Below are 21448 nucleotides of genomic sequence, written 5' to 3'. Positions count from 1 at the left end.
CAGCAACAACTGCGCGGTATATAACCCGGGTCGGCCATACAAACACCCGGCCCGGGAACGAACGGCAGGACAAATAGATCATTCGAAGGGGCGTATCTTCATCAGTCGTGCAAAGAGGCTGGAAGTATCCCAGCGGGAGCCCCCGATAGCCTGTACCTCACTGTAAAATTGGTCCACCAGGGCGGTCAGCGGCAACAGGGCACCGTTGCGCCGGGCCTCATCCAGGACAATTGCCAGGTCTTTGCGCATCCAGTCGACGGCAAATCCATGCTCGTATTCCCCCGCCAGCATGGTTTTCGAGCGATTTTCCATCTGCCAGCTCTGCGCGGCGCCCTTGGAAATCACACTGACAACTTCTTCCGCATCGAGTCCCGCTGCCTTGGCAAAGTGCAGGCCTTCGGCAAGCCCCTGGACGACGCCGGCGATACAAATCTGATTGACCATCTTGCACAGTTGCCCACTGCCTACCGGGCCCATCAACTTCACCGCATCTGCATAGCAATTGATCAAAGGGAGCGCGCGCTGATAATCCGCTTCCTGACCACCCACCATCACCGTTAAGCTTCCCTTTTGCGCACCTGCCTGGCCACCGGATACCGGGGCATCGAGATATCCAATCTCCCGATCGCGGGCGCAAACGGCGAGTGATCGGGTGATATCTGCGGATACAGTGGTATGATCCACCAGCAGTGTACCCCGCCCCATGGCGGCAAGAGCACCCTGCTCTCCGCGCACCACTTCGGACAAATCATGGTCATTTCCCACGCAGGTAAAAACCACCTCTGCACCGCGCGCGGCTTCGCCCGGGGTTGCAAAACCCCAACCAGTGTATGCACGCAGCCACTGATCTTTGCGGCTGAGCGTGCGATTATATACCCGTACACAGTGGCCTGCCCTCGAGAGATAGCCTGCCATGGGATATCCCATGACCCCGAGGCCAATAAACGCTACCGTTGCCATAAAACTACCCCCAGATCACCCAAAGTAGGAGTGCCCCCAGCGCCAGGCGATATATTGCGAAAGGTGCCATGCCTATACGACTGATCAATTTGAGGAAGAAATGAATACATAAATACGCGCTGATACCGGAGAGCACCGCGCCGAGCAGTATGTCGCGCCAGGGCACGGTATCCAATGCGAGCAAATCCATGGCAAGCCACAGACCACTCAGTGTAATGACCGGGATCGACATCAGAAAGGAAAAACGCGCAGCCGCTTCCCGCTTCATGCCCAGCATCAATCCAGCCGTCATGGTAATACCGGAACGGGAGGTTCCGGGAATCAGAGCAATCGCCTGCGCCAACCCGATCAGCAGGGCTTTTTTCCAATTGAGCTGTGTGAGCGAATCCCTTCTGGCTCCCCGCACATCCGCCCACCAGAGCAGTATCCCAAAACCGATCATAGCAGCAGCGATCACAGTTGCGGAGCGCAGGTTCGTTGCAATGAAGTCATCGAATACCAGGGCGGCCAAACCAGCCGGAATGGTAGCGAGAACAAGCAGCCAGGCGAGCCGCCCCTCAGCGGTAAAATGCCCATCGATAAATCCACTCAGCCCATCTCTGATCAGCAGCCGGATATCCCTGCGAAAATAAAAAACCACCGCAATCAATGAACCCAGGTGCACAGCCACATCAAAGGCCAGTCCCTGATCCCGCCATCCGAGCAGCTCGGCGGGTAGAATCAAATGGGCTGAACTTGAGATTGGGAGAAATTCAGTCAACCCCTGCATCAAGGCCAACACAACGATCTGAAAAATTTCCATAAACTACCGGGATCGAATTTTTTGTCGTTTTTGCCAAGTGATTTCGTTGCGCAGATATCTGGGCTCCAGCGCCTCGGCGGTTGTTGCCGCGCCCGCCTGCCACAGGGGCATCGCCAACTGCAGGATATCCTCCGCACAAACCGGGACATTCTGATCAATGCCTGCAACCGGAACCACACGCAGGCGCTCGTAGTGCCAACCGGGGCCGGCCCCATACAGTGGAGTGGGAAGTGTTGCCTTCTGCAGAGACAATACCACCTGCTCAGGGCTTGTCACCGCCTCGGGCAACAGGCTGTGATGGGGCGACTGTGCTGTAAAAACACCCCAGTAAACCTGCCCCATACGGGCATCCAGCATCGACACAATTGGGGCACCCCCCCACTCGGGGTGTGTGCGCCTGGCACCAAGTGCCAGGGCGGATAGGCTGGATACCGGCACCACAGGTATATCGGCGGAATATGCCAGGCCCTGGGCGCAGCTGATGGCTATACGCAGCCCGGTGAATGAACCGGGCCCGCGACTGACTGCGAGCGCATCCAGGTCAGAGAGGACAACACCAGCATCGGCCAGCACTTCGTCCACCATTGGCAACAGCCGGTGGGTGTGGCCGCGTTCGGCCTGCACGAAACGCGCGGTTATCTGGCCATTGCTATAGCAGGCTACAGAACAGGCGCTGGAGGTAGTATCCAAGGCGAGAATCTTCACAGCTGTCTCAAAGCGGGAAATTGCGAGCGGGGCATTGTGGCACGGTCATGACAGGGAGTCATGTAATTTATTCCCTCCCCCACAGCTATAGAAATGGTGCCCCAAAGCGACACGGGGTGATGCCGCCATGATTTCTGGGGAATGGGATACGCCCACTTCTGCTGGTCTTTAAAAAGAGGCAATCAGTTGGGCCCAGGAGGACCTCGTGCATTGCCGGGGAATAGCTGTCCACCACAGTAAACAGAAAACCCCGGCCGCAGCCGGGGTTCACGATAGCCGATCCAGCTTCACCGCACAGCAGTGGGCTGAACTGGGCTGTATCAGGCTGCCTTCTTGCGCGGGCGACCACGACGAGCCGCTGTTTTCTTCGTTGCCCTGGTAGCCTTAGCAGCGGTCTTTTTGGGGCGGCCTACCCGTTTCGCGGCAGTGGTCCTGGTGGCTCTCTTGGGACGACCTGCCCGCTTTGCCGGCTTCGCCGCTGAGGTGGCTCTCTTTGGCCGGCCTACTCTTTTTGCCTTGACCGCTTTCTTGGCGGTGGTCTTTTTCTTGGCAGTGGACTTTTTGGTCTCCGCCTTGAGCTTCGCTGCCGCCCTCTTCTCTAACTCTCTGGTTTTCGCTGCCGCCTTCTTCGCAGCCGCTTTCACTTTGGCCTCGGCTTTTTTCTCGGCCGCCTTGATTTTCCTGGCGTGTACCTTGGCGCGGGTTTTCATCCAGCGGCTTTCAAACGCTTTCAGGGCCGCCGCCAGGTCCTTGTTCGCCTTGGCAGAAAGGCTCTCGGACAAAGCGGCAACCTTCTCTTTAGCGGCCACTTCTGCAACGCGCACCGCGTCCATGGCTTTGGCTTTGGCGAGATCTATCTTGACCACAGCCAGCTTGACGCGCATAGCTTTCGCTTTGCTATTGGCATTGGCCAGCGAGGTCTTCACTGCTACCGATTTACTTTTTTTGGCACGGGCTTTAGCCTTTGCCACGCGATCCAGCTGTGCCGCCAGTGACTTGTTCGCTGCAACCAGCGCCTTCTGTGCTCTCGCGACTATTGGCGACGCCGTGGTCGAACCAGTCGTCCGCGTACTCTTTTTCGCTACTCTTGCCATCCCTTGTCTCCTCACTGAAAAAAGAAGTACTTCCGAAAGTGTGCCGGCAGCATTGCCTTTTTGCTATCGAATAAAAACTGCAATGGGCTGTTTTTATTACTTATGCATAGCGCCACACCGCCTATTTCGATACAACCATATCAAAGTTAATAAAAATATCCGGTATTGCAAGTCAAAAAGCAAATAAATAAAGGCTTTTCGGGCAAAAAGTAGATTTTTTTATCAAATTTCACCGCAGAGGCTCTCTTTGGCGCAGTGATGGAGATTATTTTGGTCCCGGCAAGCGGTTCTCAACCACTGCAGCTAGCGCCTCAATATGATCTTTGCGCAGGTTCAATGCAGGAATATATCGGTATTCACTTCCCCCCGCATCGAGAAAAATAGCGCGATTCTCTACCGAAATTTCTTCCAGGGTCTCCAGGCAGTCCGCCGAGAATGCTGGACAGATGACATCTACGGAAGCCACGCCGCGTGCACCCCATTCCGTGAGTGTTTTATCGGTATAGGGCTGTAACCATTCCGCTTTGCCAAAACGGGACTGGAAACTGACCTGCCAGCATTCCCCGGCAATTTGCAATTGATCCGCCAACAGACGCGCAGTCTCTAGACAGTGCCGATAATAGGGATCTCCTTTCTCAGTATTGGCCTTCGGGATACCATGAAATGACAACAGGAGTTTTTCGGCCGGCCCGTACTTCTGCCAGTGCTCGCGCACGGAATTGGCGAGCGCGTTGATATAGAGGGGATTATGATAATAATCCCTTACTAGCGAAATATCTGGAATATCGCGGCTCTTGAGAAAAATCTGCGCCACTTGATCGTAAATTGCCGCTGTGGTTGTAGCTGAATATTGTGGATACAGTGGGAAAACAACAAAGGATTCAATCCCTTTTTTACGCAGTGTCTCCACCACCTGGTGTAGCCGCGGGCCGCCGTAGGTCATAGCATACTCAACCACAAGATCGCGCCCGTTACTATAAAAATGCTCCTGTAATAACTCAGCCTGTGTGCGTGTATAGTAGAGAAGTGGAGAACCTGCAACCCGAGCACCATCCACACCACGGTTCCATATTCCCTCATAGGCGGGCGCGATGCGCCTGGGGCGAAACGGCAAAACCAGACAGTTCAATATTGTGAGCCAGAGAGGGCGGGGAATTTCCACAACACGGGGATCAGAGAGGAAATCCCGCAAAAATCGCCTCACCGAAGCTGCAGTCGGCTGTGCGGGCGTGCCCAAATTCATCAAGATTACTGCCGTGGACATAGTCAAACCCGCCTCATCAGTAAATTTGTCGGTAAAGCCCGCCGAAAATAACTGGTTAAAGGGACACTCACAAGGAACAGAAATGCTGATCTTCCGCCAAAGGCGCAGTGAGGGTAATATAAAAAAGCTCCCGAGAGGGAGCTTTTTAGATGTATCGGCATCGACAACTCAGCAAAGGGCCTCAAGTAGCTTACCGCGAATTTCCTCCATGCTGCCAACCCCGGAGATTTTCGTGTATCTGGGGGCTGTTTTCGGGGAGCGCGCCTCCAGCTCACGGTAGAAACCAACCAGGGGCGCCGTCTGCTCACGATAGACCGCAAGACGCTTGCGCACAGTCTCTTCGCTATCATCATTGCGCTGAATCAGTGCCTCACCGGTCATATCATCCAATCCTTCGCGCCGGGGTGGGTTGTAATTAATATGATACACGCGGCCAGAGCCCTCGTGTATGCGCCGGCCGGAGAGGCGCTTGACAATTTCCTCATCGTCAACTGCAATCTCCACAACGTGGTCGATAGGGATATCCGCATCCAGCAGAGCCTGGGCTTGGGGAATAGTGCGAGGAAAACCATCGAACAGAAAACCGCCTGCGCAGTCAGCCTTTGCAATGCGCTCTTTCACTAGGGCAATGATCAGATCATCAGAGACCAGTTGGCCTGCCGCCATGATATTTTTCGCCTGCAGGCCAAGAGGTGTGGCAGATTTCTCCGCTGCACGAAGCATATCACCGGTGGAGATTTGCGGAATGTCGAACTTCTCTACGATAAATTGTGCCTGAGTGCCTTTGCCGGCTCCCGGTGGGCCCAAGAGAATAATTCGCATGTTCTGTAGCCTCCAAAACTGTCGACGTCCAACAGTCGCCGCATCAAAAGAGCGCTACCTTACACGCAGACCCAACATTGAGCAAGATTGCTGCTTATACCCCCCATTCCGGTAAAATTACACAGCTCCCGTCAAGTGCAGGGCTCGGTGATTTTCCATCAACCCGGCACTCCATTTGCGTTTTGCGTTAGGGATCATGAGGCTTGGGCGTCTGCTCCGCTTTCGCCCGCTTCCAAAGCCGGTCCAATTCCCGCAGGCTGACATCCGTAAACCGGCGCCCCCGGGCCTGTAGCGCAGACTCTACAGCACCAAAACGCTGCTCAAATTTGCGATTACTGCCACGCAGTATCGCCTCGGGATCTAACTTCAGGTGACGCGCTGCATTTACACAGGAAAATACCAGGTCACCCAGTTCTTCCGCTACGTGCCGGCGATCGCCAAGCGCCACGGCCTCGCGCAGCTCGGCAATCTCTTCCTCGATTTTGTCGAGCACACCATGAATATCCGGCCAGTCGAAGCCAACTTGCGAAGCACGTTTCTGTAATTTGGCCGCACGCGTCATCGCAGGTAGTCCCACCGCCACTCCGGCCAGGACCCCGGCGTCACCCTTGACATTGCGCTCGGCGGCCTTGATCGCCTCCCAGTTCCGCTTCACTTGTACCGCATCCACATCGCCAGTGTCGGCTTCACCGTCTAGATTACCATCGGGAAATACATGGGGGTGCCTGCGCACAAGTTTTCGCACCAGGGTATCGACAATGCGCGGAAAGTCGAAACAGCCCTGCTCCCGGCCCAGTTGGGCATAGAAGATTACCTGAAACAGCAGATCGCCAAGCTCCTCGCGCAAATGTTCGTAGTCATCGGCCTCGATGGCCTCGGCTACTTCATAGGCCTCTTCAATCGTACAGGGAGCTATGCTGTCAAACGTCTGTTTCAAATCCCAAGGACAGCCGCTCCTGGGATCGCGCAGTCGGGCCATCAGGTACAGCAGGTCTTCCAGCGAGTATTCGTCTTGCACTTGCCCCTCTCTTTCAGTGCAGCATACGCCGCTTCGCCGAAGCGACATTGGGCAGGCGATTGATGCGGTGCAACACACGACTCAATTCTTCAAAATTGTGGATCTCTGCGGTGAGCACCATTTCCACGGTGTGTCTGTGCTTATTGGAGCGGGTCTGCATAGCCGTGACATTGACTTTATGGCTGTCCAGCATCATGGTTACATCGCGCAGCAGGCCATGGCGGTCGTAGGCTTCGATCACTATCTCCACCGCATAGAGTTCCTGTGGCTTCTCAGCCCAAGTCACCTGTAGCACCCGGTCGGATTCCTCCGCCTGCATGCGCAGCATATTGGCGCAGTCTTTGCGGTGAATAGAGACTCCGCGACCGAGGGTGATATAGCCCATAATATCGTCGCCCGGCAAGGGGTTGCAGCAGCGTGCGATATGGGTGAGCAGGTTGCCGACACCATCGATATACACATCTGCCTTGCCCTCCCCCCTGGCAACCGGTGCCGTGAGCGAGGGCACCTTGTCCACAGGTACCACTCTGACCATACGCTGGGCGGCATTCAAGACCTGGCCAACACCAATATCCCCGGCACCCACAGCCGCATAGAGATCCTCCAGTGAAGACATATTCAGCTTGGCCGACAGTTTCTCAAAATCGAATTCTGTCAGCGCCAGTTGCCTGAATTCGCTATCGAGAATGCTGCGTCCATCAGCGATATTCTGGTCTCGCGCCTGCTGCTTAAACCAGTGGATAATTTTGGCCCGCGCCCGCGAAGTTGTGATATAGCCCATGCCCGAAGACAACCAGTCGCGGCTGGGTGCCTCCCGTTTGCTGGTGAGAATTTCCACCTGATTGGCAGTACGCAATTCGTGATTGAGGGGCACGATGCGCCCATCCACCTTGGCACCGCGGCAGCGATGGCCGATTTCAGTATGAATCTTGTAGGCAAAATCCAGAGGTGTGGCACCGCTGGGTAAATCCACTACGTGCCCATCCGGGGTGAACACGTAAATGCGTGTATCAACGTCACTGCTTTGCAAGTCATCCCGCAGAGGATTTCCGCCCACTTCCTCGTGCCAATCGAGCACCTGGCGCAGCCAGGAAATTTTCTGTTCGTAACTGTCCTGGCTGCCACTTTTCTTGAGATCGGTGCCTTTGTAACGCCAGTGTGCGCAGACACCATACTCGGCCTCCTCGTGCATGGCGAAGGTGCGAATCTGCACCTCCAACACCTTGCGCTCGGGCCCGATAACCGCAGTGTGCAGGGAGCGATAGCCATTTTCCTTGGGGGAGGCGATGTAATCGTCAAACTCATTGGGTATGTTGCGCCATAAATTATGCACTATCCCCAGCACCGCATAACAATCCCGTATCGTAGGGACCAGTATCCGCACTGCGCGAATATCGTATACCTGTGAGAAGCCAATATTCTTATGGCGCATTTTGCGCCAGATACTGTAGATATGCTTTGCCCGACCGTAAACATCGCCCTCAATATCTGCACGCGTCAGCTCGCCACGGAGCAGGTCCAATACCGCATCGATATATTTTTGTCGCGCCAGGCGCTTCTCATCCAACAGGTGGGCAATCTGTTTGTAATCTCCCGGCTCCAAGTAGCGGAACGAAAGATCCTCCAGCTCCCACTTGATATGGCCAATACCCAAACGGTGCGCAAGGGGGGCGTAAATATCGGCCACCTCGCGGGCCACGCGTGTGCGTTTAGGCTGCTCGGCATTCTTTGCCGCGCGAATCGCGCAGGTGCGCTCCGCAAGCTTGATTAACGCCACCCGCACATCATCTACCAGCGCCACCAGCATGCGGCGAATATTCTCCGAGTGCTCTTCTACAGCACCGCCTCTATCCTCATCACCGGTACCTGCACTGCGACTGCGGATCGCTGCCATACGCAGGACTCCGCGGATCAGCTTGGTCACTACCGGGCCAAATCCCTCCTCCACCACCCCAAGTGGCAGGCGTTTCTCCCGCACCGCTCGATACAGTACAGCGGCAACCAGTGCCTCGGAATCAATTTGCAAGTCGGCCAGTATCTCGGCCATTTCCAGCCCGGTGGCAAAACTACTGGCACCTTCCGCCCAGATGTGCTCCACCGCGATGGCCCGCTGCTCTGCCTCGGCACTCATCTCAGCAGCGCGGCGCAGCGTCACGACCTGGGCGCCATTCAGCCCGGCCAGTTTCTGCATATGGCGCAGCCAGGACTCCAGATCGAGTTCGCGCTCAACACCGTAGGAATGATGTTTTCTGACTTGAACCATGCCTTATCGGACCATAACAGGGATTTTTAACGCAATTGACCTCATTTACCGGCCCCAAACGGGGCTTCTATCATAGGTTTGAAGCCCTCAAAGTCCAAGATTTTCTTTATATTTTTCAAGAAGCTGCGTGCAAATCAGAAACGCCCTATGGAGGCGTCCCCAGGGTGTGAAGCCATGCGGCGGCCCAAAGCGGGGCCAGCAAGGCCTGCTATATGTCACGGCCTCCCTATAGCATCAGTCCCTCCCCTCTGAGACAGGATTGGTATCCACGCTCCATGCGCCCACATAAAGGAGGGACCTGTCTCTTGGGCAAAGCCACTGCACTCAGCTGGATGCTGCTTTCGCTCTGTAACCGAATCCATTGAAGGGAGCTGTCGGGCAGGAGACTGGCCGGACCTGGTGCCACACCATGCTTTCTGGCATCAGAAAAATACCGGGATAGCCAGAGGCCGACAGCAGGAATGTCCGACCATCTCCAAGAATAGCGCACATCAGCTACAGCGCAGTTGAAACTCAAAGGCGGTACCGTGATTTTCCCTGCTGCACACACTGATATCAACCTGGTGCAGTGCCAGCAACCTTTTGGTGATTGCAAGCCCCAGCCCACCCTGCCCACTGTTGTCGGGTACGCTGTTGGCTGCCCTGTAATGGGCCTCGAATATATGTGGCAGATCATCAGCGGGTATTCCGCAGCCGCTATCTTTCACACTGACCAGCACTTCTTTACCGCGGGGCTGCAATTGCACAATGATCTCATCACCGCGGCCGCAGTGGCGCAGGGCATTTTCCACCAGGTTGGAGAATACCCGTTCGAGTTTTTCAATATCGCCGTGTACTACAATGGTTGAATCTTGCGGGGTTACATCCATTCTTACACAGTGCTGGCGGGCTTTCAGGGCAAATTTCTGCAATACATCCTGTATCAGTTCTGCCAGCACAATTTCCTCAAAGTGCATGGGTACATCGGCACTTTCCAGGCAGGCCAGTTCGAACAATTGTTCCACCAACCGATGCACTTTTTTGCTATTGCGATAAGCCGTCTCCACATAGTGCCGGCTATCGTCCGGGTTCAATTCTTCGCGCTTGATCAACCAAGTTTCCAGATACCCCCGCAAGGATGAAAGCGGCGTGCGCAGGTCGTGAGAAATATGGGCCAACAGTTCCCGGCGCATTTCATCAACGGTTTTTATACGCAGGTACTGGGCCCGCAGCGATGCAGTCAATGCATTGAAGGCACTGCCCAGGCGGTGAACCACATCATTGGCATTGGCATCCCAGGGCGTTGGCGACAACTCCCGTTGCAGGCCGACAGCCCGAAAGCGCTGCATATCCCCGGTGAGTTGCCGCAGTGGGCGGGTGAGCAGGCCAAACACCCATAGAGAAGCCATCAAGCTGAGTATCAGGCCACCGAGGAAAACCACCACCACCCAGCGCAGGATCTGATTCTGCCACACACCTTGCGCCACATTATCAAACACCTCACCGCCAATAATCACATACATATAGCCTTTAAGCTGGCCATCCCGATTTACTGGGGCCGCGGAAAAGATCTTACGTCGCTCGCGGTCGCGGGGGTCCGCACCATATATTGTGCGCTGAATTTCAGTGGGACTGCCGAGAAACGTGCGAATGGGTCCGATATCGATATGCCGGCGCTTGATCTGGGTCGGATCGGCGGAATAGGCCAGCACTTCGCCCTGTGGGTCCAGCAGATAGAATTCAAAGTTCGGGCCCAATACCATCAGGTTGTGAAACAGGTGATAGAGGCCCTCTTTATCCGGCTGGCCGTCAATAAATAATGCATGTTGATCGACTAGATGGCGAGCCAGATCGCGGTGCAGGTTTTGCGCCACTTCATTTTGATGGGCGCTGACTACATAGCGCATCAGCAGCAGAAACAGCGCGCCCACAATAACAAAACTGCACAACAGCAGCAGTGCCAGGCGCCGGAAGAAAGCATCACGCAGAAACTGCATCATTGAACTTATAGCCCACACCCCATACTGTCAACACATACTCCGGTCGCGAAGGGTTCCGCTCCAGTTTGCTGCGCAGGCGATTGATATGGGAATTCACCGTGTGCTCGTAACCGCTGTGTTGATAACCCCAGACCGCATCCAGAATCTGCGCTCGGCGAAAAACTCTGCCGGGGTGACTGGCAAGGTAACAAAGCAGGTCGAACTCCCGCGCCGTCAGCTCCAGTGACTGCAAATCCAGCGTTGCGAGCCGCTTGGTACAGTCGATGTGCAGGCGGCCACAGGTAATCACGCGATCCACCCGGTTTTCCACCTGGGCGTTCAGTGCGGTACGACGCAACAGAGCTTTGACGCGGGCCTGCAGCTCGCGTATGCCAAATGGCTTGGGAAGATAGTCATCGGCGCCCATTTCAAGCCCCAGCACCCGATCCAGTTCGGAATTGCGCGCGGTCAGCATCAGAATCGGAAGGGCATTGCCGGCATCTCGCAAACGGCGACAGACTTCCAGCCCGTCCAGGCCCGGCAGCATCACATCGAGCACCAACAGGTTGAATTTCTGGTTGAGGGCCCGCATCAGCCCCTGCTCCCCGTTGTCACAGGAGGTGACCGAGTAACCCAGTGCCTCAAGATGCATGCGCAACAAGCGCAATATATCGTGATCGTCCTCGATTATCAGAATACGCTTGCTCATAGCGACCCACCGGTTCACTGTCTTTTCCCTGTCGCAGCCCTCCCTCCCAGGAATGAGCTGCACAGGTCCTGGACAGTTTGTCGCAGCAGCGCCGCAATTATTACTCGCTCCGGGTGATGCTTAGCAGCATGGCTGGTTGATCAAAACGGTGGGACTGGTTGAGAACCGATTCGGTGTATCCATCCGCCCGACTGACAATGCCGGGGTGACGTGCAACAAAATTCGTATCCTCCCGTTCAGCGTTGAAACCCTCGCCACCATCAGCGGGACCGGGTATGGTGCCGGCCAATTCACTGTTGAACTCGGTGCCTGCATCGTATATCGGTGCCAATCGTTGCAGTGACTCTCCCACCGCCAGGGCAGAAACGTCGATTCGAGTGACCCCGCTGAATGCATCGTTGGTATTGACCAGCATGGTGGCGACCGTCAGCAGTATTTCCTCCTCTTCGGCAAAGCTCAGAGAAAAGCTATCTGTGCCGCCCGGACCCAGCGGCGCTTCTGCACTGATTGAGGCAAAGCTGCCGGCATCCTCAAACGCCATCAGGAATTCGCTGTTGTCGCCACCTTCGGCAAGCAGCTCAAGACCGCTGCTGGAAGGTTCGCCGACAGTCCAGCCCTGCAGCGTGCTGCCGTGGGCCACCACCGCTATCGGTGACAGGGGCTGGCCGTGAGTCAGGTTGGTAACCGTTACTTCAAACCCCACCGTGACAGGTTCAGGCTCAGGTACAGGATTGTCCGGCACATCGACACGGTCATTGTTATCGCTGTCGCAGCCGGTCAATAGGGCTGAAATAGCCAAAGACACCAGCAGAGCGCCCAATTTCAATCTTTTCATGGTGAATTCTCCCCTTGCCACCCTACTGGATAGTCACTACAACCTTGGCCACGGGGTTCAGCCAGCGGTGAATACGCGCATCCAGATCACTGGCACCGGCACCCGGATCGGTATCACCGATATTGCCACGGTGAATATGTACTCTCTGGTTGACTTCTTCGGTCGTAACACCAGTGCCACCGGCTCCCCCATTGCCACCAGGATTAGCGGGGATTCCCGCGACAAATGGCGCACCGCTACCCGCCACCACCCGCTCGTCGTTGGCTTCGGTACCGGCGTCATAGGCGTTGAGGTACAGGGTATAACTGCCGGGTTCCGTGGGGATTTCCCAGGCATCAAGCCCAACAAAGCCGTCATTGGTAGGCAGCAGCATGGCGGCTATGGAAAGAAATCCGTTGTTGCCACTATCAAATGCCTCCAGGCTGACACTGGTACCAGGCCCCAGCAGACCAGAGGCAGGATTTTCCACATTGGTCGCCCCTACGGATTCAGCCTCGGCAACCAAACCACTGATATCTCCACCCTCGGCCATCATTTGCAGCGCAGGCGTGGCAGCGGTACCGATTTCAAACAGGTGAAATGCGTCCGCGTGGGCAGAAACCAGCAGCGGCGTAAAATAAATGCTGTGGGTCAGATTGGTGACTTCCACTGAAACCGTTTGTGCGTGGACGCCTGTCGCAGCAGCAGCCAGCGTCAACGCGCCTAGAATTGGTTTGATTTTCATAGCTATCCCCAGAGTCTGTAGTTATACAATTAAAAGACCGAAGAACCTTGTTCAGGCTAAAGGGGAAATATCCACTGGCGATCACTAAATCATCACGTTTCTATCACAAGGACACGCCATACCCTGTGACAAAGACTTCTCGAATCTGATGAACTCGGGGCTAGCGGTATTAGGGCAAAGGCCAACCTGTAGGATTCATCCGCCTCCGGGGCAGACAAACGGAATAACCGCAATCGGTTGGGAGGATACAGCGGCCCTGCAGCACAATCCTAGAGTTGATTGAGTGGCACCTTCAGATAGACAGCGCCATTGGGTTCCGCCGGGGGAAGCTGCCCTGCGCGGATATTGACCTGTACCGAGGGAATAATCAGCTTTGGCATGGCCAAATCCGCATCGCGCTTCTTGCGAATCTCGACAAACTCCGCTTCACTAACCCCTTCGCGCAAATGGATATTGTCACGACGCTGGATACCCACAGTCGTTTCACACTGGTAGCCGCGCTTGCCTTTGGGCGGATAGTCGTGGCACACAAACATGCGGATTTCCTCTCTGAGCCCCAGGATTTTTCGTGCAGAATGATACAACTGAGAGGCATCACCGCCAGGAAAATCGCAACGGGCACTCCCCACATCCGGCATAAACAACGTATCGCCGACAAACAGGGCGTCACCGATCAGCCACACCATATCCGCAGGAGTGTGTCCGGGGGTGTAAATCACCCGTGCTTCCAGCGCTCCTAACTGGAAAATCTCACCGTCTTTAAACAAATGATCAAACTGACTACCATCGGCCAAAAATTCCCGCTCTAGATTAAACACCTCGCGAAAAATCTCTTGCACTTGGCAGATCTGCTCCCCAATGGCAATGCGCCCCCCCAGTTGGCTTTTGAGAAAGGGCGCCCCCGACAGGTGATCCGCGTGCGCATGGGTCTCCAACATCCACTCCAGCACAAGCCGCTTGCGCCGGATAAATGACACAATCTCCTCTGCACCCCGGTTACTGGTGCGTCCGGAAGCAGCATCGTAGTTGAGTACGGCATCCACCACCGCAGCAGAGCCGCCCTCCCGATCGTATACCACATAGCTCCAGGTCTCCGTATCCTTGTCAAGAAACGGTTGTACCTGAGTGACCTGCTTTTTCTGCGGCATCACATAACCCCCAAAAATCAATTGGCCCAGCAATATACAATTTGATAATATATAAAACAATATATTGTGCTTGCGAATACTGTCATTAGCTGAACCCCATGCCAGATACCGGCAAACCCGACCTCAGAAAAATGCGCGAATCCGCCGGCCAGGCCACCGCCATGCTGCGCTCCCTGGCCAATCGGGACCGCCTGCTCCTGCTGTGTCAACTCAGCCAGGGAGAACTCAATGTCAGCGAACTCGAAAAGCAGCTGGACATTCATCAACCCAGCCTCTCCCAGCAACTGGGCGTTTTGCGCCGCGAGGGCCTGGTGGCCACCCGGCGTGAAGGCAAACATATCTACTACCGGGTTGCCGCTCCCCAGGCCCTGTGCCTGCTGCAAACCCTCTACCACCTCTACTGTGCGGAGTCATCCAATGTCGATTGAATGGCTGGCCTTGATCACGCCCACCGCCCTTTCTGACAACGCCCAGACCCACTCTCCATGCTATTTGTGGCCGCCCTGTTGGTGTGCGAACTGGCGAGCTTTGTCACCATTTGCATTCTGTACCATTCACCAACCAGCTGAAAAGATCGATATGATGAAAACCCACTTTACTGCACTACTCACCACTGAGAACATTTTCAACTGAGTCTCAAAACAAACACTCTGCACCCGGTTTATCCGGGGAAGCCCGGGGCCCTCCCATTGCGCCCGCCTGGCTTTTCGCTGCAGCGCTACTAGGGGCCGCCAACGCCCAATGGATACAATATGCGGGTGCACCATCTGATTCCTCCCTGGTTCAAGCAATACCGACCCGAATGGCTGGCGGGTGATGCCATTGCCGCGTTTATTGCCAGCATGATGCTTGTACCCCAGGCGCTGGCCTATGCGGCCCTGGCGGGACTGCCGCCGTACCTGGGGCTCTATGCTGGCCTGCTGCCACTGGTGGGTTACGCCCTGTTTGGTTCAAGCTCGGTACTGTCAGTGGGCCCGGTGGCTGTGCTGGCCCTAATGACCGCCTCGGCCCTCAGCCCTATCGCCACACCGGGCAGTGCCGAATACATCAACGGTGCCATCCTTCTCGCTCTGTTGAGTGGTTTGATACTCCTGGCGATGGGATTTCTCGGCCTTGGCAGCTTGTCCAATCTATTGAGCCTGCCGGTTGTGGACGGTTTTATCTCCGGTGCCGCTATCCTGATTATTGTCGGTCAAATCGCTCCTTTGCTGGGGGTGGAGAACAGTGGTGATACCGCCCTGGAGATACTGCTAAGCACCCTTAGCAACATTTCCAGTACGGACCCACAAACCGCCATCCTTGGGGTCGCCGCTCTGCTGAGCCTGATCTGTGCGCGGCTGGGCCTGCCCGTTGTATTGATAAAAATGGGTATCACCCCCCCCAGGGCCAGACTGCTGTCGCGCCTGGCTCCCATGCTAATTGTCCTGCTGGCAATTTTGTTCACCATTCTTTTCCATTGGGGGAAAGAGATACCCGTGGTTGGTGATATTCCGGGCGGCCTGCCAGAATTGAAGATGCCGACTTTCAGCCTGGGCCTGATCCACCAATTGATACTGCCGGCACTGATTATTGCCCTGCTCGGGTTTGTGGAAAGCCTCTCCATCGCCCATGCCATCGCCTTGCGCCGGGGGGAAAAACTCAATGCCAGCGCCGAGCTGCGAGGCCTGGGCGCGGCCAACCTGCTCAGTGCTTTCTCCGGAGGTTTCGCAGTCACAGGCAGTTTTGCACGCACTGCGGTGAACGATGAGGCTGGTGCTAAATCTCCATTGAGCGGGGTGATCGCTGCCGTGCTGATTGCCCTGGTCCTGTTATACGCGGCCCGGATATTCACGGAATTGCCAGTGTGTGTACTTGCCGCGACCATTATTGTAGCGGCCGCCAATCTTATTAATCTCCGCGCTATGGCCCTGCACTGGCACTACGACCGTACCGACGGTCTCGCTATGGCCGGCACTCTGCTGGGTGTTTTGCTGTTCGGTGTCGAAACCGGTATTGGGTTGGGTATCGGATTGTCCTTCGCTACGCTTATCTGGCGCACCAGCAGACCCCACATTGCCGTGGTCGGACGCGTGCCGGGCAGCGAGCATTTTCGCAATGTGCTGCGCCACACAGTAAAAACCCAACCGGGTATCCTGTTCCTGCGTATTGATGAAAACCTGTTCTTCAGCAATATCAGCGCAGTAGAGGAGCGCCTGCTGATTGAGGTCAAACGCCACCAGAACCCCCATGACCTGGTACTTATTCTCTCTTCGGTGAACCGTATTGACAGCACCGCGATAGAGCGGTTACAGCAGATTAACCGGGATCTGCAGGAACACGACATCCGCCTGCATCTGGCGGAAGTAAAGGGGCCGGTGCTGGACCGCATGGGGCGCTCTAGACTGCTGCAGGAGTTGAGTGGACGGGTCTTTCTGTCTTCCTATATCGCCGAGTTGGCCCTGCGTCGCCACCAGATCAATGTCGAAGACAGTAAATCCAATGAATCGCTACCTCCTGCCAAGTCCACCTGAGACAGGTGCAGCCCAAAACAGCCTCACCCCCCTTTAAACAGGGCAGGCTTGCAGGGATTCACCGGGAATTTCAAAATATCCGCGATACGAATTCGATGATTTGATTGCGTCACAACATGCAATCCGCAGCAACTGTGGAGCGAGAGAGAACACCATGGGGCCGAGCAATTCAACGCACCCCCCATATAACTCTGGGAAGGAGCTAAGGAAGCCAACACCAAAACCCCGCATTGATCAGCTCCACCGCTTTACGGAGCCTGCTACTGCCATCTCAGCATCTATCCCCCTGTGTGCAAGCTGGAGTTACGACAAACCTGACCACGGGCAGGCATAGAATAGTAAACTAAACACAAGTCCACTGCTGAGCACTATCCGTACTTACGCTGCCATGGCTTTCCGTTCAATCCAGGAAGGAAATTGCCACTATCCGCACATCCCGCTTTACCACACAAAGAGGTTGCTATGGAAGAGGAGCACAAAGTCGACGTCAAACAAGCCCTGCGGGTATTCAACCGGGTCACCAGGGATGGTCACAAAACGCACGATGGCTGGCACTACCAAGGGCTGACGGTGAGCACCGATTTTGACGGTTACACGGTCTTTATCCATTCAAACAAGGTGAAGCTCTCGATCTTTTTCCACAATAAATTCTCGGTGGATTATCAGAATAGTAACGACTTACAGGATTTTTTGAACCTGCTTGCCCGCCTGGACAGGGATTGACAATGGCATTACTTCGGGACTCCGCTGTGGAAACGGAAAATGCTGTCACTGCGCTCTACCAGCTCCCGTTCCACCTGCAGCAACGCCTGGACCCGAGATGCCGTGTCCTCACCGGCAGCCTTCTCGGCAAGATACAGATAGTCACGAAAATGACGAGCCTCAGATTTCAAAAGAGAAAGGTAAAACCCCTGTAGTTCTTCATCCAGAAAGGGGGCGATTCGGGCAAAACGTTCACAAGAGCGCGCTTCAATGATCGCTCCACAGATCAGGGTATCCACCAATCGCCCCGGTTCAGCCGTGCGCACCTCGGCGCGCAGACTCGCCGCGTAACGGGAGGCACTGACATGGGGATAGGCGATGCCACGCTTCTCCATAATTGCCAGCACCTGCTCAAAATGGCGCAATTCTTCTCGAGCCAGGCGCGACATCTTGTTGAGCAGCTCGAAGTCATTGAGGTAACGAAACATCAGATTCAGCGCTGTACCCGCCGCCTTCTTCTCACAGTTTGCATGGTCCACCAGCATCAATTCCGGCTCGGCAAGCGCTGCATGAATCCAGGCCTCCGGAGTTGGGCACAGTAGAAACCCGTGAATGGCGGAAAGATCGGGGGATTGACTATTCATAGAGGGCACTTCAATAAGGGAAACTCACTTGGCGCGGGATTATAGCGACCCAGCATAAGAAGGGCAGCCATGTCTGCGGTAAGCCCGGCAGCTTGTGTAAGCCGGAGTGCTCTGAGCAGAGCTGGGATCACCCTCTTTTGCCAGGCGGGAGAAGCCCGATATAAAGGGGGATCTGCACCTGCCGGAGCAGATGCCCAGCACTCCAAACGTAACAGTCCGCGCGCCAAAAAAAGGCACACCGATTGCAGCAGATTCCAGATCCTGGAGGCACTGACCGGCACTCTCATTGCCAAATCGTTTGTCCCCGCGGTTCGGGAAGTTCTTGAGCGTCACTCAGTGAACTGCCCAGTACCATAGGTTGCACAAGTATGGCGATCCCTATTAACGGAAGTGCAACCTCTATTTGTCCAGCTATACCGGTGCCGGTACCCCTGGGAAGATGACAAGTGCAGGTCCAGTACAAGAGTGCTATCTTCGATAGTGACCAATGTATCAGCCAGGTTCTCATTTCACAAAGCGGGTATTCACTGATACCTCAAACCAGCGTGCAAATCGGCTGAGTACGGCTTTGCAGGGATACATCCATCTATTTGATAAAAGGCTGCACAGCATTGTTGCAGCTTAGAATGGCAGGAGGCCTGATCGATGTTGCGTTTTCCAAACCGATCCAAGACCGCCGACTGGCCGGAACTCTCCTTTAAAGACTGGTCGAATACGGCGGCGACACTCCATATGTGGAGCCAAATAATCGGAAAGATTCGACTCGCGCAAACTCCGTGGACAAACCACTCCTGGCATGTCCCCTTCTACATAACAGCACGCGGTCTAAGCACCTCGCTGATTCCGTATGATGGCAGGGCATTTGAAATCATCTTCAACCTGCTCAACCACCAACTTGTAATCCAGACAACCAACGGCGGCCAACAATCCCTAGCGTTGGAGTCCCGTCCTGTGTCCAGTTTTTATCAAAATGTTCTCAGGGCACTTGCGACCCTGGGTCTTGACATCCAGATCTTTACCACGCCCAGCGAAGTAGCCGATGGCATTCCATTTGAAAAGGACAGTACGCACCATCACTATGATCGCGAGTTTGCCACGCGATTCTGGCGCGCTTTGGTGCAGATGGATCGCGTGTTCAAGGAATTTCGCTCCCGCTTTATAGGAAAATGCAGCCCTGTGCACTTTTTCTGGGGCAGCTTCGACCTGGCCGTGACACGCTTTTCGGGTAGAGAGGCGCCGCCGCATCCGGGAGGTGTCCCCCATCTTCCGGATTGGGTTGCCCGCGAGGCCTATTCTCACGAGGTGAGCAGTGCGGGATTCTGGCCAGGTGGCGGAAAGATTGATACCCCAGCATTTTACTCCTATGCCTATCCAGCACCGGATGGATTCTCCAAAGCCCAAATCTCACCCCCGGAAGCCTATTACTCGGACAAGTTGGGCGAATTCATTCTCTCCTACGACGACGTGCGGACATCAGAATCACCTGACGATAAACTGCTGGAGTTCCTCCAAAGCACCTATGAGGCGGCCGCCAATCTGTCTGGCTGGGATCGCTCTGCCCTGGAGCGTGAACTTGTGCCAAACCCTTGACCTCACAGGCATGATGACCTTGATTGATTCAGTGAAACCTGCACAAACTGCACATGAGCGGCTTAAACCCATTGTCTATTAGTATGGCAACGCCCTGCAATCCGTATCGGAAGGGAAGCAGTACTCTTGGTCGTCAGACAGACATCCTGCGAGTTAGTTTTACCTGCGTTGCAGCTTTGCCTGACCCACTGGACTCCTGAACACTAGCGCCTGGCTTTTTATAAATCAGTGAGCCATTTTTAAGCATAACTGTATTGTTCTGCCCCGGGATAATTGAAATCTTCCTGTTGAACACCCCAAAATGGGCGTTATAACCCTGCTCATCTTTCAATAGGATACCCTGAAGACTACCCCAGTCTATTTTCACCTGACCTTTGGCAATATAAAGTTCATGTTCCGGCCAGCCTTTATTATTTCTGTAGGTTCCTAACAGATCAGACGGCAACTCCCCAGCTTGTACTATGAGATCACTGTCGGGTGCACTCATCAATTCTGACCTGATTGATCCCGCTAACCGTTTCGACTCCCGCTCCAGCAGTTCATCTCGATTGTCCTTTTCAAGTACAGAATTATAGGTGTAGTTAGCAATCACATGAGGCAGGGTGAAGGCAACATCCTGATTGGTAAAGGCTATGACCCCAATTTTCCGCTCGGGCATAAAGGACACATGAATGCTGTAACCTCCGTAATTACCAAACCTCGTCAACAGGATTTCACTATTGTATTGCGCAATATCCCACCCCAGGGTATAACCATAACGTGCATACGTAAAATAGGTTTTCTGTTGAGCAACCTGTGTCTTGTGCAGTTTTTCAAAGATATCGCCATTGGATAATTTTGATACATCCCGATTGATATTGGTTTTCAGCCAGATAGCAAGATCGTTTGCTGTAGAAACCAGCCCACCTGCCGGATGCATCGTGGCATTTGTCTTGTGATGCCCATAATTAAAAATACTGCCATCTTTTGCAGTGGTAATTGCAGGCAATATATTCTTAACCCCAGCAATATCTGCAGTAGTACCAGTCATACCTAATGGATTGGCAATATACAATGAAATGAGTTCAGCCCATTGCTTATTCATAACAGACTCCGCAAGCATTGAAGCAACAATTGGGCCTGTATTTGAATACCTAAACTGATGGTCCGGCGCAACAAGCATATGCTCATTCAAAGAACTTATTAATTCAACCTGATCGGCGTAACCTAGAAAAGCCGTCTTAAAAACAAATGGAATACTCGTAAAACCGGATGTATGTGTAAGCAGTTGTTTAACTGTAATCTTGTCAGTATCAACTTTTGTGTTGGAAATGAATGCAGGATCATAATAAGATATGGGCCTGTTTAAATCTATTCTTTCAGCATCATGCAGAACAGCCAGTAATGTACCGGTCAACGCCTTAGTATGAGACGCGATAAGAATTGGGGTATCTTTACTTAATTGGCGACTCCTTTTTGAATAGGCATTGAAAAAAGCAAGTCCATTCTGGTCTACAAGTGCAACAAAATATGAGCCAGTTAAATTATTGTTATCAACCAGTTCTTTTAACCTAAACGCTACATCTGATTTTACGTTTTCGTTATCTGCAAAGCAGTCATAAGCAGCCACTGACAAAACTGCCACACTTAACAACACTTTCCACTGCATGGATACTTCCTGTTTTTTTATTTTTTTCAGTGAAACGGGAAGGCAAAAACAT

The 21448-nt window shown here is 54.2% G+C and carries 19 protein-coding genes; 4 read left to right on the top strand and 15 right to left on the bottom strand.

Annotated elements, in window-relative coordinates; genetic code table 11:
• Positions 1-78 precede the first annotated feature (78 nt).
• From M8T91_RS08235 to M8T91_RS08175, 13 genes are all read right to left on the bottom strand, one after another.
• On the bottom strand, positions 79-960 hold the full coding sequence (locus M8T91_RS08235) for an NAD(P)-dependent oxidoreductase (protein WP_301418626.1): 882 nt from the start codon (positions 958-960) through the stop codon (positions 79-81).
• A 4-nt stretch (positions 961-964) separates the two neighbouring features.
• Positions 965-1762, bottom strand: coding sequence for an undecaprenyl-diphosphate phosphatase (locus M8T91_RS08230; protein ID WP_301418624.1), 798 nt, complete (start codon positions 1760-1762; stop codon positions 965-967).
• Between the two features lie 3 nt (positions 1763-1765).
• Positions 1766-2467: a tRNA (adenosine(37)-N6)-threonylcarbamoyltransferase complex dimerization subunit type 1 TsaB gene (gene tsaB / locus M8T91_RS08225; RefSeq protein ID WP_301418622.1), complete on the bottom strand. Its 702-nt coding sequence runs from the start codon at positions 2465-2467 to the stop codon at positions 1766-1768.
• A 320-nt stretch (positions 2468-2787) separates the two neighbouring features.
• The gene (locus M8T91_RS08220; RefSeq protein ID WP_301418620.1) at positions 2788-3561 is read right to left on the bottom strand and encodes a hypothetical protein; all 774 of its coding nucleotides are present in this window, start codon (positions 3559-3561) and stop codon (positions 2788-2790) included.
• Positions 3562-3826: 265 nt separating this feature from the next.
• Positions 3827-4825 carry a ferrochelatase gene (hemH, locus tag M8T91_RS08215; protein ID WP_301418618.1) on the bottom strand — a complete coding sequence of 333 codons (999 nt, stop codon included), beginning with the start codon at positions 4823-4825 and terminating at the stop codon, positions 3827-3829.
• 168 nt (positions 4826-4993) lie between these two features.
• Positions 4994-5647 (bottom strand): adenylate kinase, encoded by a 654-nt coding sequence (adk, locus tag M8T91_RS08210; protein ID WP_301418616.1) that lies wholly within the window; start codon positions 5645-5647, stop codon positions 4994-4996.
• 187 nt (positions 5648-5834) lie between these two features.
• Positions 5835-6665, bottom strand: a complete 831-nt coding sequence (mazG, locus tag M8T91_RS08205; protein ID WP_301418614.1) for a nucleoside triphosphate pyrophosphohydrolase — start codon at positions 6663-6665, stop codon at positions 5835-5837.
• A gap of 13 nt (positions 6666-6678) precedes the next feature.
• Positions 6679-8928, bottom strand: a complete 2250-nt coding sequence (gene relA / locus M8T91_RS08200; RefSeq protein WP_301418612.1) for a GTP diphosphokinase — start codon at positions 8926-8928, stop codon at positions 6679-6681.
• Positions 8929-9419: 491 nt separating this feature from the next.
• Positions 9420-10907 (bottom strand): ATP-binding protein, encoded by a 1488-nt coding sequence (locus tag M8T91_RS08195; RefSeq protein ID WP_301418610.1) that lies wholly within the window; start codon positions 10905-10907, stop codon positions 9420-9422.
• On the bottom strand, positions 10888-11595 hold the full coding sequence (locus M8T91_RS08190) for a response regulator transcription factor (protein WP_301418608.1): 708 nt from the start codon (positions 11593-11595) through the stop codon (positions 10888-10890). The genes M8T91_RS08195 and M8T91_RS08190 overlap by 20 nt, the downstream gene beginning before the upstream one ends.
• Before the next feature lie 100 nt (positions 11596-11695).
• Positions 11696-12430, bottom strand: a complete 735-nt coding sequence (locus M8T91_RS08185) for a spondin domain-containing protein (RefSeq protein WP_301418606.1) — start codon at positions 12428-12430, stop codon at positions 11696-11698.
• 22 nt (positions 12431-12452) lie between these two features.
• On the bottom strand, positions 12453-13154 hold the full coding sequence (locus M8T91_RS08180) for a spondin domain-containing protein (protein WP_301418603.1): 702 nt from the start codon (positions 13152-13154) through the stop codon (positions 12453-12455).
• A gap of 269 nt (positions 13155-13423) precedes the next feature.
• On the bottom strand, positions 13424-14302 hold the full coding sequence (locus tag M8T91_RS08175; protein WP_301418601.1) for an MBL fold metallo-hydrolase: 879 nt from the start codon (positions 14300-14302) through the stop codon (positions 13424-13426).
• Between the two features lie 98 nt (positions 14303-14400).
• Here M8T91_RS08175 and M8T91_RS08170 point away from each other — a divergent pair, with 98 nt between their 5' ends.
• From M8T91_RS08170 to M8T91_RS08160, 3 genes are all read left to right on the top strand, one after another.
• Positions 14401-14730 carry an ArsR/SmtB family transcription factor gene (locus M8T91_RS08170; RefSeq protein WP_301418599.1) on the top strand — a complete coding sequence of 110 codons (330 nt, stop codon included), beginning with the start codon at positions 14401-14403 and terminating at the stop codon, positions 14728-14730.
• A gap of 324 nt (positions 14731-15054) precedes the next feature.
• Positions 15055-16812, top strand: a complete 1758-nt coding sequence (locus M8T91_RS08165) for a SulP family inorganic anion transporter (protein WP_301418597.1) — start codon at positions 15055-15057, stop codon at positions 16810-16812.
• A gap of 462 nt (positions 16813-17274) precedes the next feature.
• Positions 17275-17535 carry a DUF3081 family protein gene (locus M8T91_RS08160; RefSeq protein ID WP_301418595.1) on the top strand — a complete coding sequence of 87 codons (261 nt, stop codon included), beginning with the start codon at positions 17275-17277 and terminating at the stop codon, positions 17533-17535.
• 8 nt (positions 17536-17543) lie between these two features.
• On the opposite strand, the gene M8T91_RS08155 is transcribed toward M8T91_RS08160, so the two are convergent.
• Positions 17544-18158: a MiaE family protein gene (locus tag M8T91_RS08155; protein WP_301418593.1), complete on the bottom strand. Its 615-nt coding sequence runs from the start codon at positions 18156-18158 to the stop codon at positions 17544-17546.
• A 645-nt stretch (positions 18159-18803) separates the two neighbouring features.
• On the opposite strand from M8T91_RS08155, the gene M8T91_RS08150 reads away from it, so the two are divergent.
• Positions 18804-19748 carry a DUF5996 family protein gene (locus M8T91_RS08150; RefSeq protein ID WP_301418592.1) on the top strand — a complete coding sequence of 315 codons (945 nt, stop codon included), beginning with the start codon at positions 18804-18806 and terminating at the stop codon, positions 19746-19748.
• 133 nt (positions 19749-19881) lie between these two features.
• On the opposite strand, the gene M8T91_RS08145 is transcribed toward M8T91_RS08150, so the two are convergent.
• Positions 19882-21396, bottom strand: coding sequence for a serine hydrolase domain-containing protein (locus M8T91_RS08145; RefSeq protein WP_301418590.1), 1515 nt, complete (start codon positions 21394-21396; stop codon positions 19882-19884).
• Positions 21397-21448: the final 52 nt, after the last annotated feature.

This window comes from Microbulbifer sp. MI-G (assembly GCF_030440425.1).
GTDB lineage: Bacteria > Pseudomonadota > Gammaproteobacteria > Pseudomonadales > Cellvibrionaceae > Microbulbifer > Microbulbifer spongiae.
This window is presented reverse-complemented; position numbering and strand designations above follow the sequence as displayed.

Coding starts and splice junctions, on each gene's coding strand:
- M8T91_RS08235 (WP_301418626.1), bottom strand. CDS start 960: ATGGCAACGGTAGCGTTTATTGGCCTCGGGGTCATGGGATATCCCATG.
- M8T91_RS08230 (WP_301418624.1), bottom strand. CDS start 1,762: ATGGAAATTTTTCAGATCGTTGTGTTGGCCTTGATGCAGGGGTTGACT.
- M8T91_RS08220 (WP_301418620.1), bottom strand. CDS start 3,561: ATGGCAAGAGTAGCGAAAAAGAGTACGCGGACGACTGGTTCGACCACG.
- hemH (WP_301418618.1), bottom strand. CDS start 4,825: ATGTCCACGGCAGTAATCTTGATGAATTTGGGCACGCCCGCACAGCCG.
- adk (WP_301418616.1), bottom strand. CDS start 5,647: ATGCGAATTATTCTCTTGGGCCCACCGGGAGCCGGCAAAGGCACTCAG.
- relA (WP_301418612.1), bottom strand. CDS start 8,928: ATGGTTCAAGTCAGAAAACATCATTCCTACGGTGTTGAGCGCGAACTC.
- M8T91_RS08195 (WP_301418610.1), bottom strand. CDS start 10,907: ATGATGCAGTTTCTGCGTGATGCTTTCTTCCGGCGCCTGGCACTGCTG.
- M8T91_RS08190 (WP_301418608.1), bottom strand. CDS start 11,595: ATGAGCAAGCGTATTCTGATAATCGAGGACGATCACGATATATTGCGC.
- M8T91_RS08185 (WP_301418606.1), bottom strand. CDS start 12,430: ATGAAAAGATTGAAATTGGGCGCTCTGCTGGTGTCTTTGGCTATTTCA.
- M8T91_RS08180 (WP_301418603.1), bottom strand. CDS start 13,154: ATGAAAATCAAACCAATTCTAGGCGCGTTGACGCTGGCTGCTGCTGCG.
- M8T91_RS08175 (WP_301418601.1), bottom strand. CDS start 14,302: ATGCCGCAGAAAAAGCAGGTCACTCAGGTACAACCGTTTCTTGACAAG.
- M8T91_RS08170 (WP_301418599.1), top strand. CDS start 14,401: ATGCCAGATACCGGCAAACCCGACCTCAGAAAAATGCGCGAATCCGCC.
- M8T91_RS08165 (WP_301418597.1), top strand. CDS start 15,055: ATGCGGGTGCACCATCTGATTCCTCCCTGGTTCAAGCAATACCGACCC.
- M8T91_RS08160 (WP_301418595.1), top strand. CDS start 17,275: ATGGAAGAGGAGCACAAAGTCGACGTCAAACAAGCCCTGCGGGTATTC.
- M8T91_RS08155 (WP_301418593.1), bottom strand. CDS start 18,158: ATGAATAGTCAATCCCCCGATCTTTCCGCCATTCACGGGTTTCTACTG.
- M8T91_RS08150 (WP_301418592.1), top strand. CDS start 18,804: ATGTTGCGTTTTCCAAACCGATCCAAGACCGCCGACTGGCCGGAACTC.
- M8T91_RS08145 (WP_301418590.1), bottom strand. CDS start 21,396: ATGCAGTGGAAAGTGTTGTTAAGTGTGGCAGTTTTGTCAGTGGCTGCT.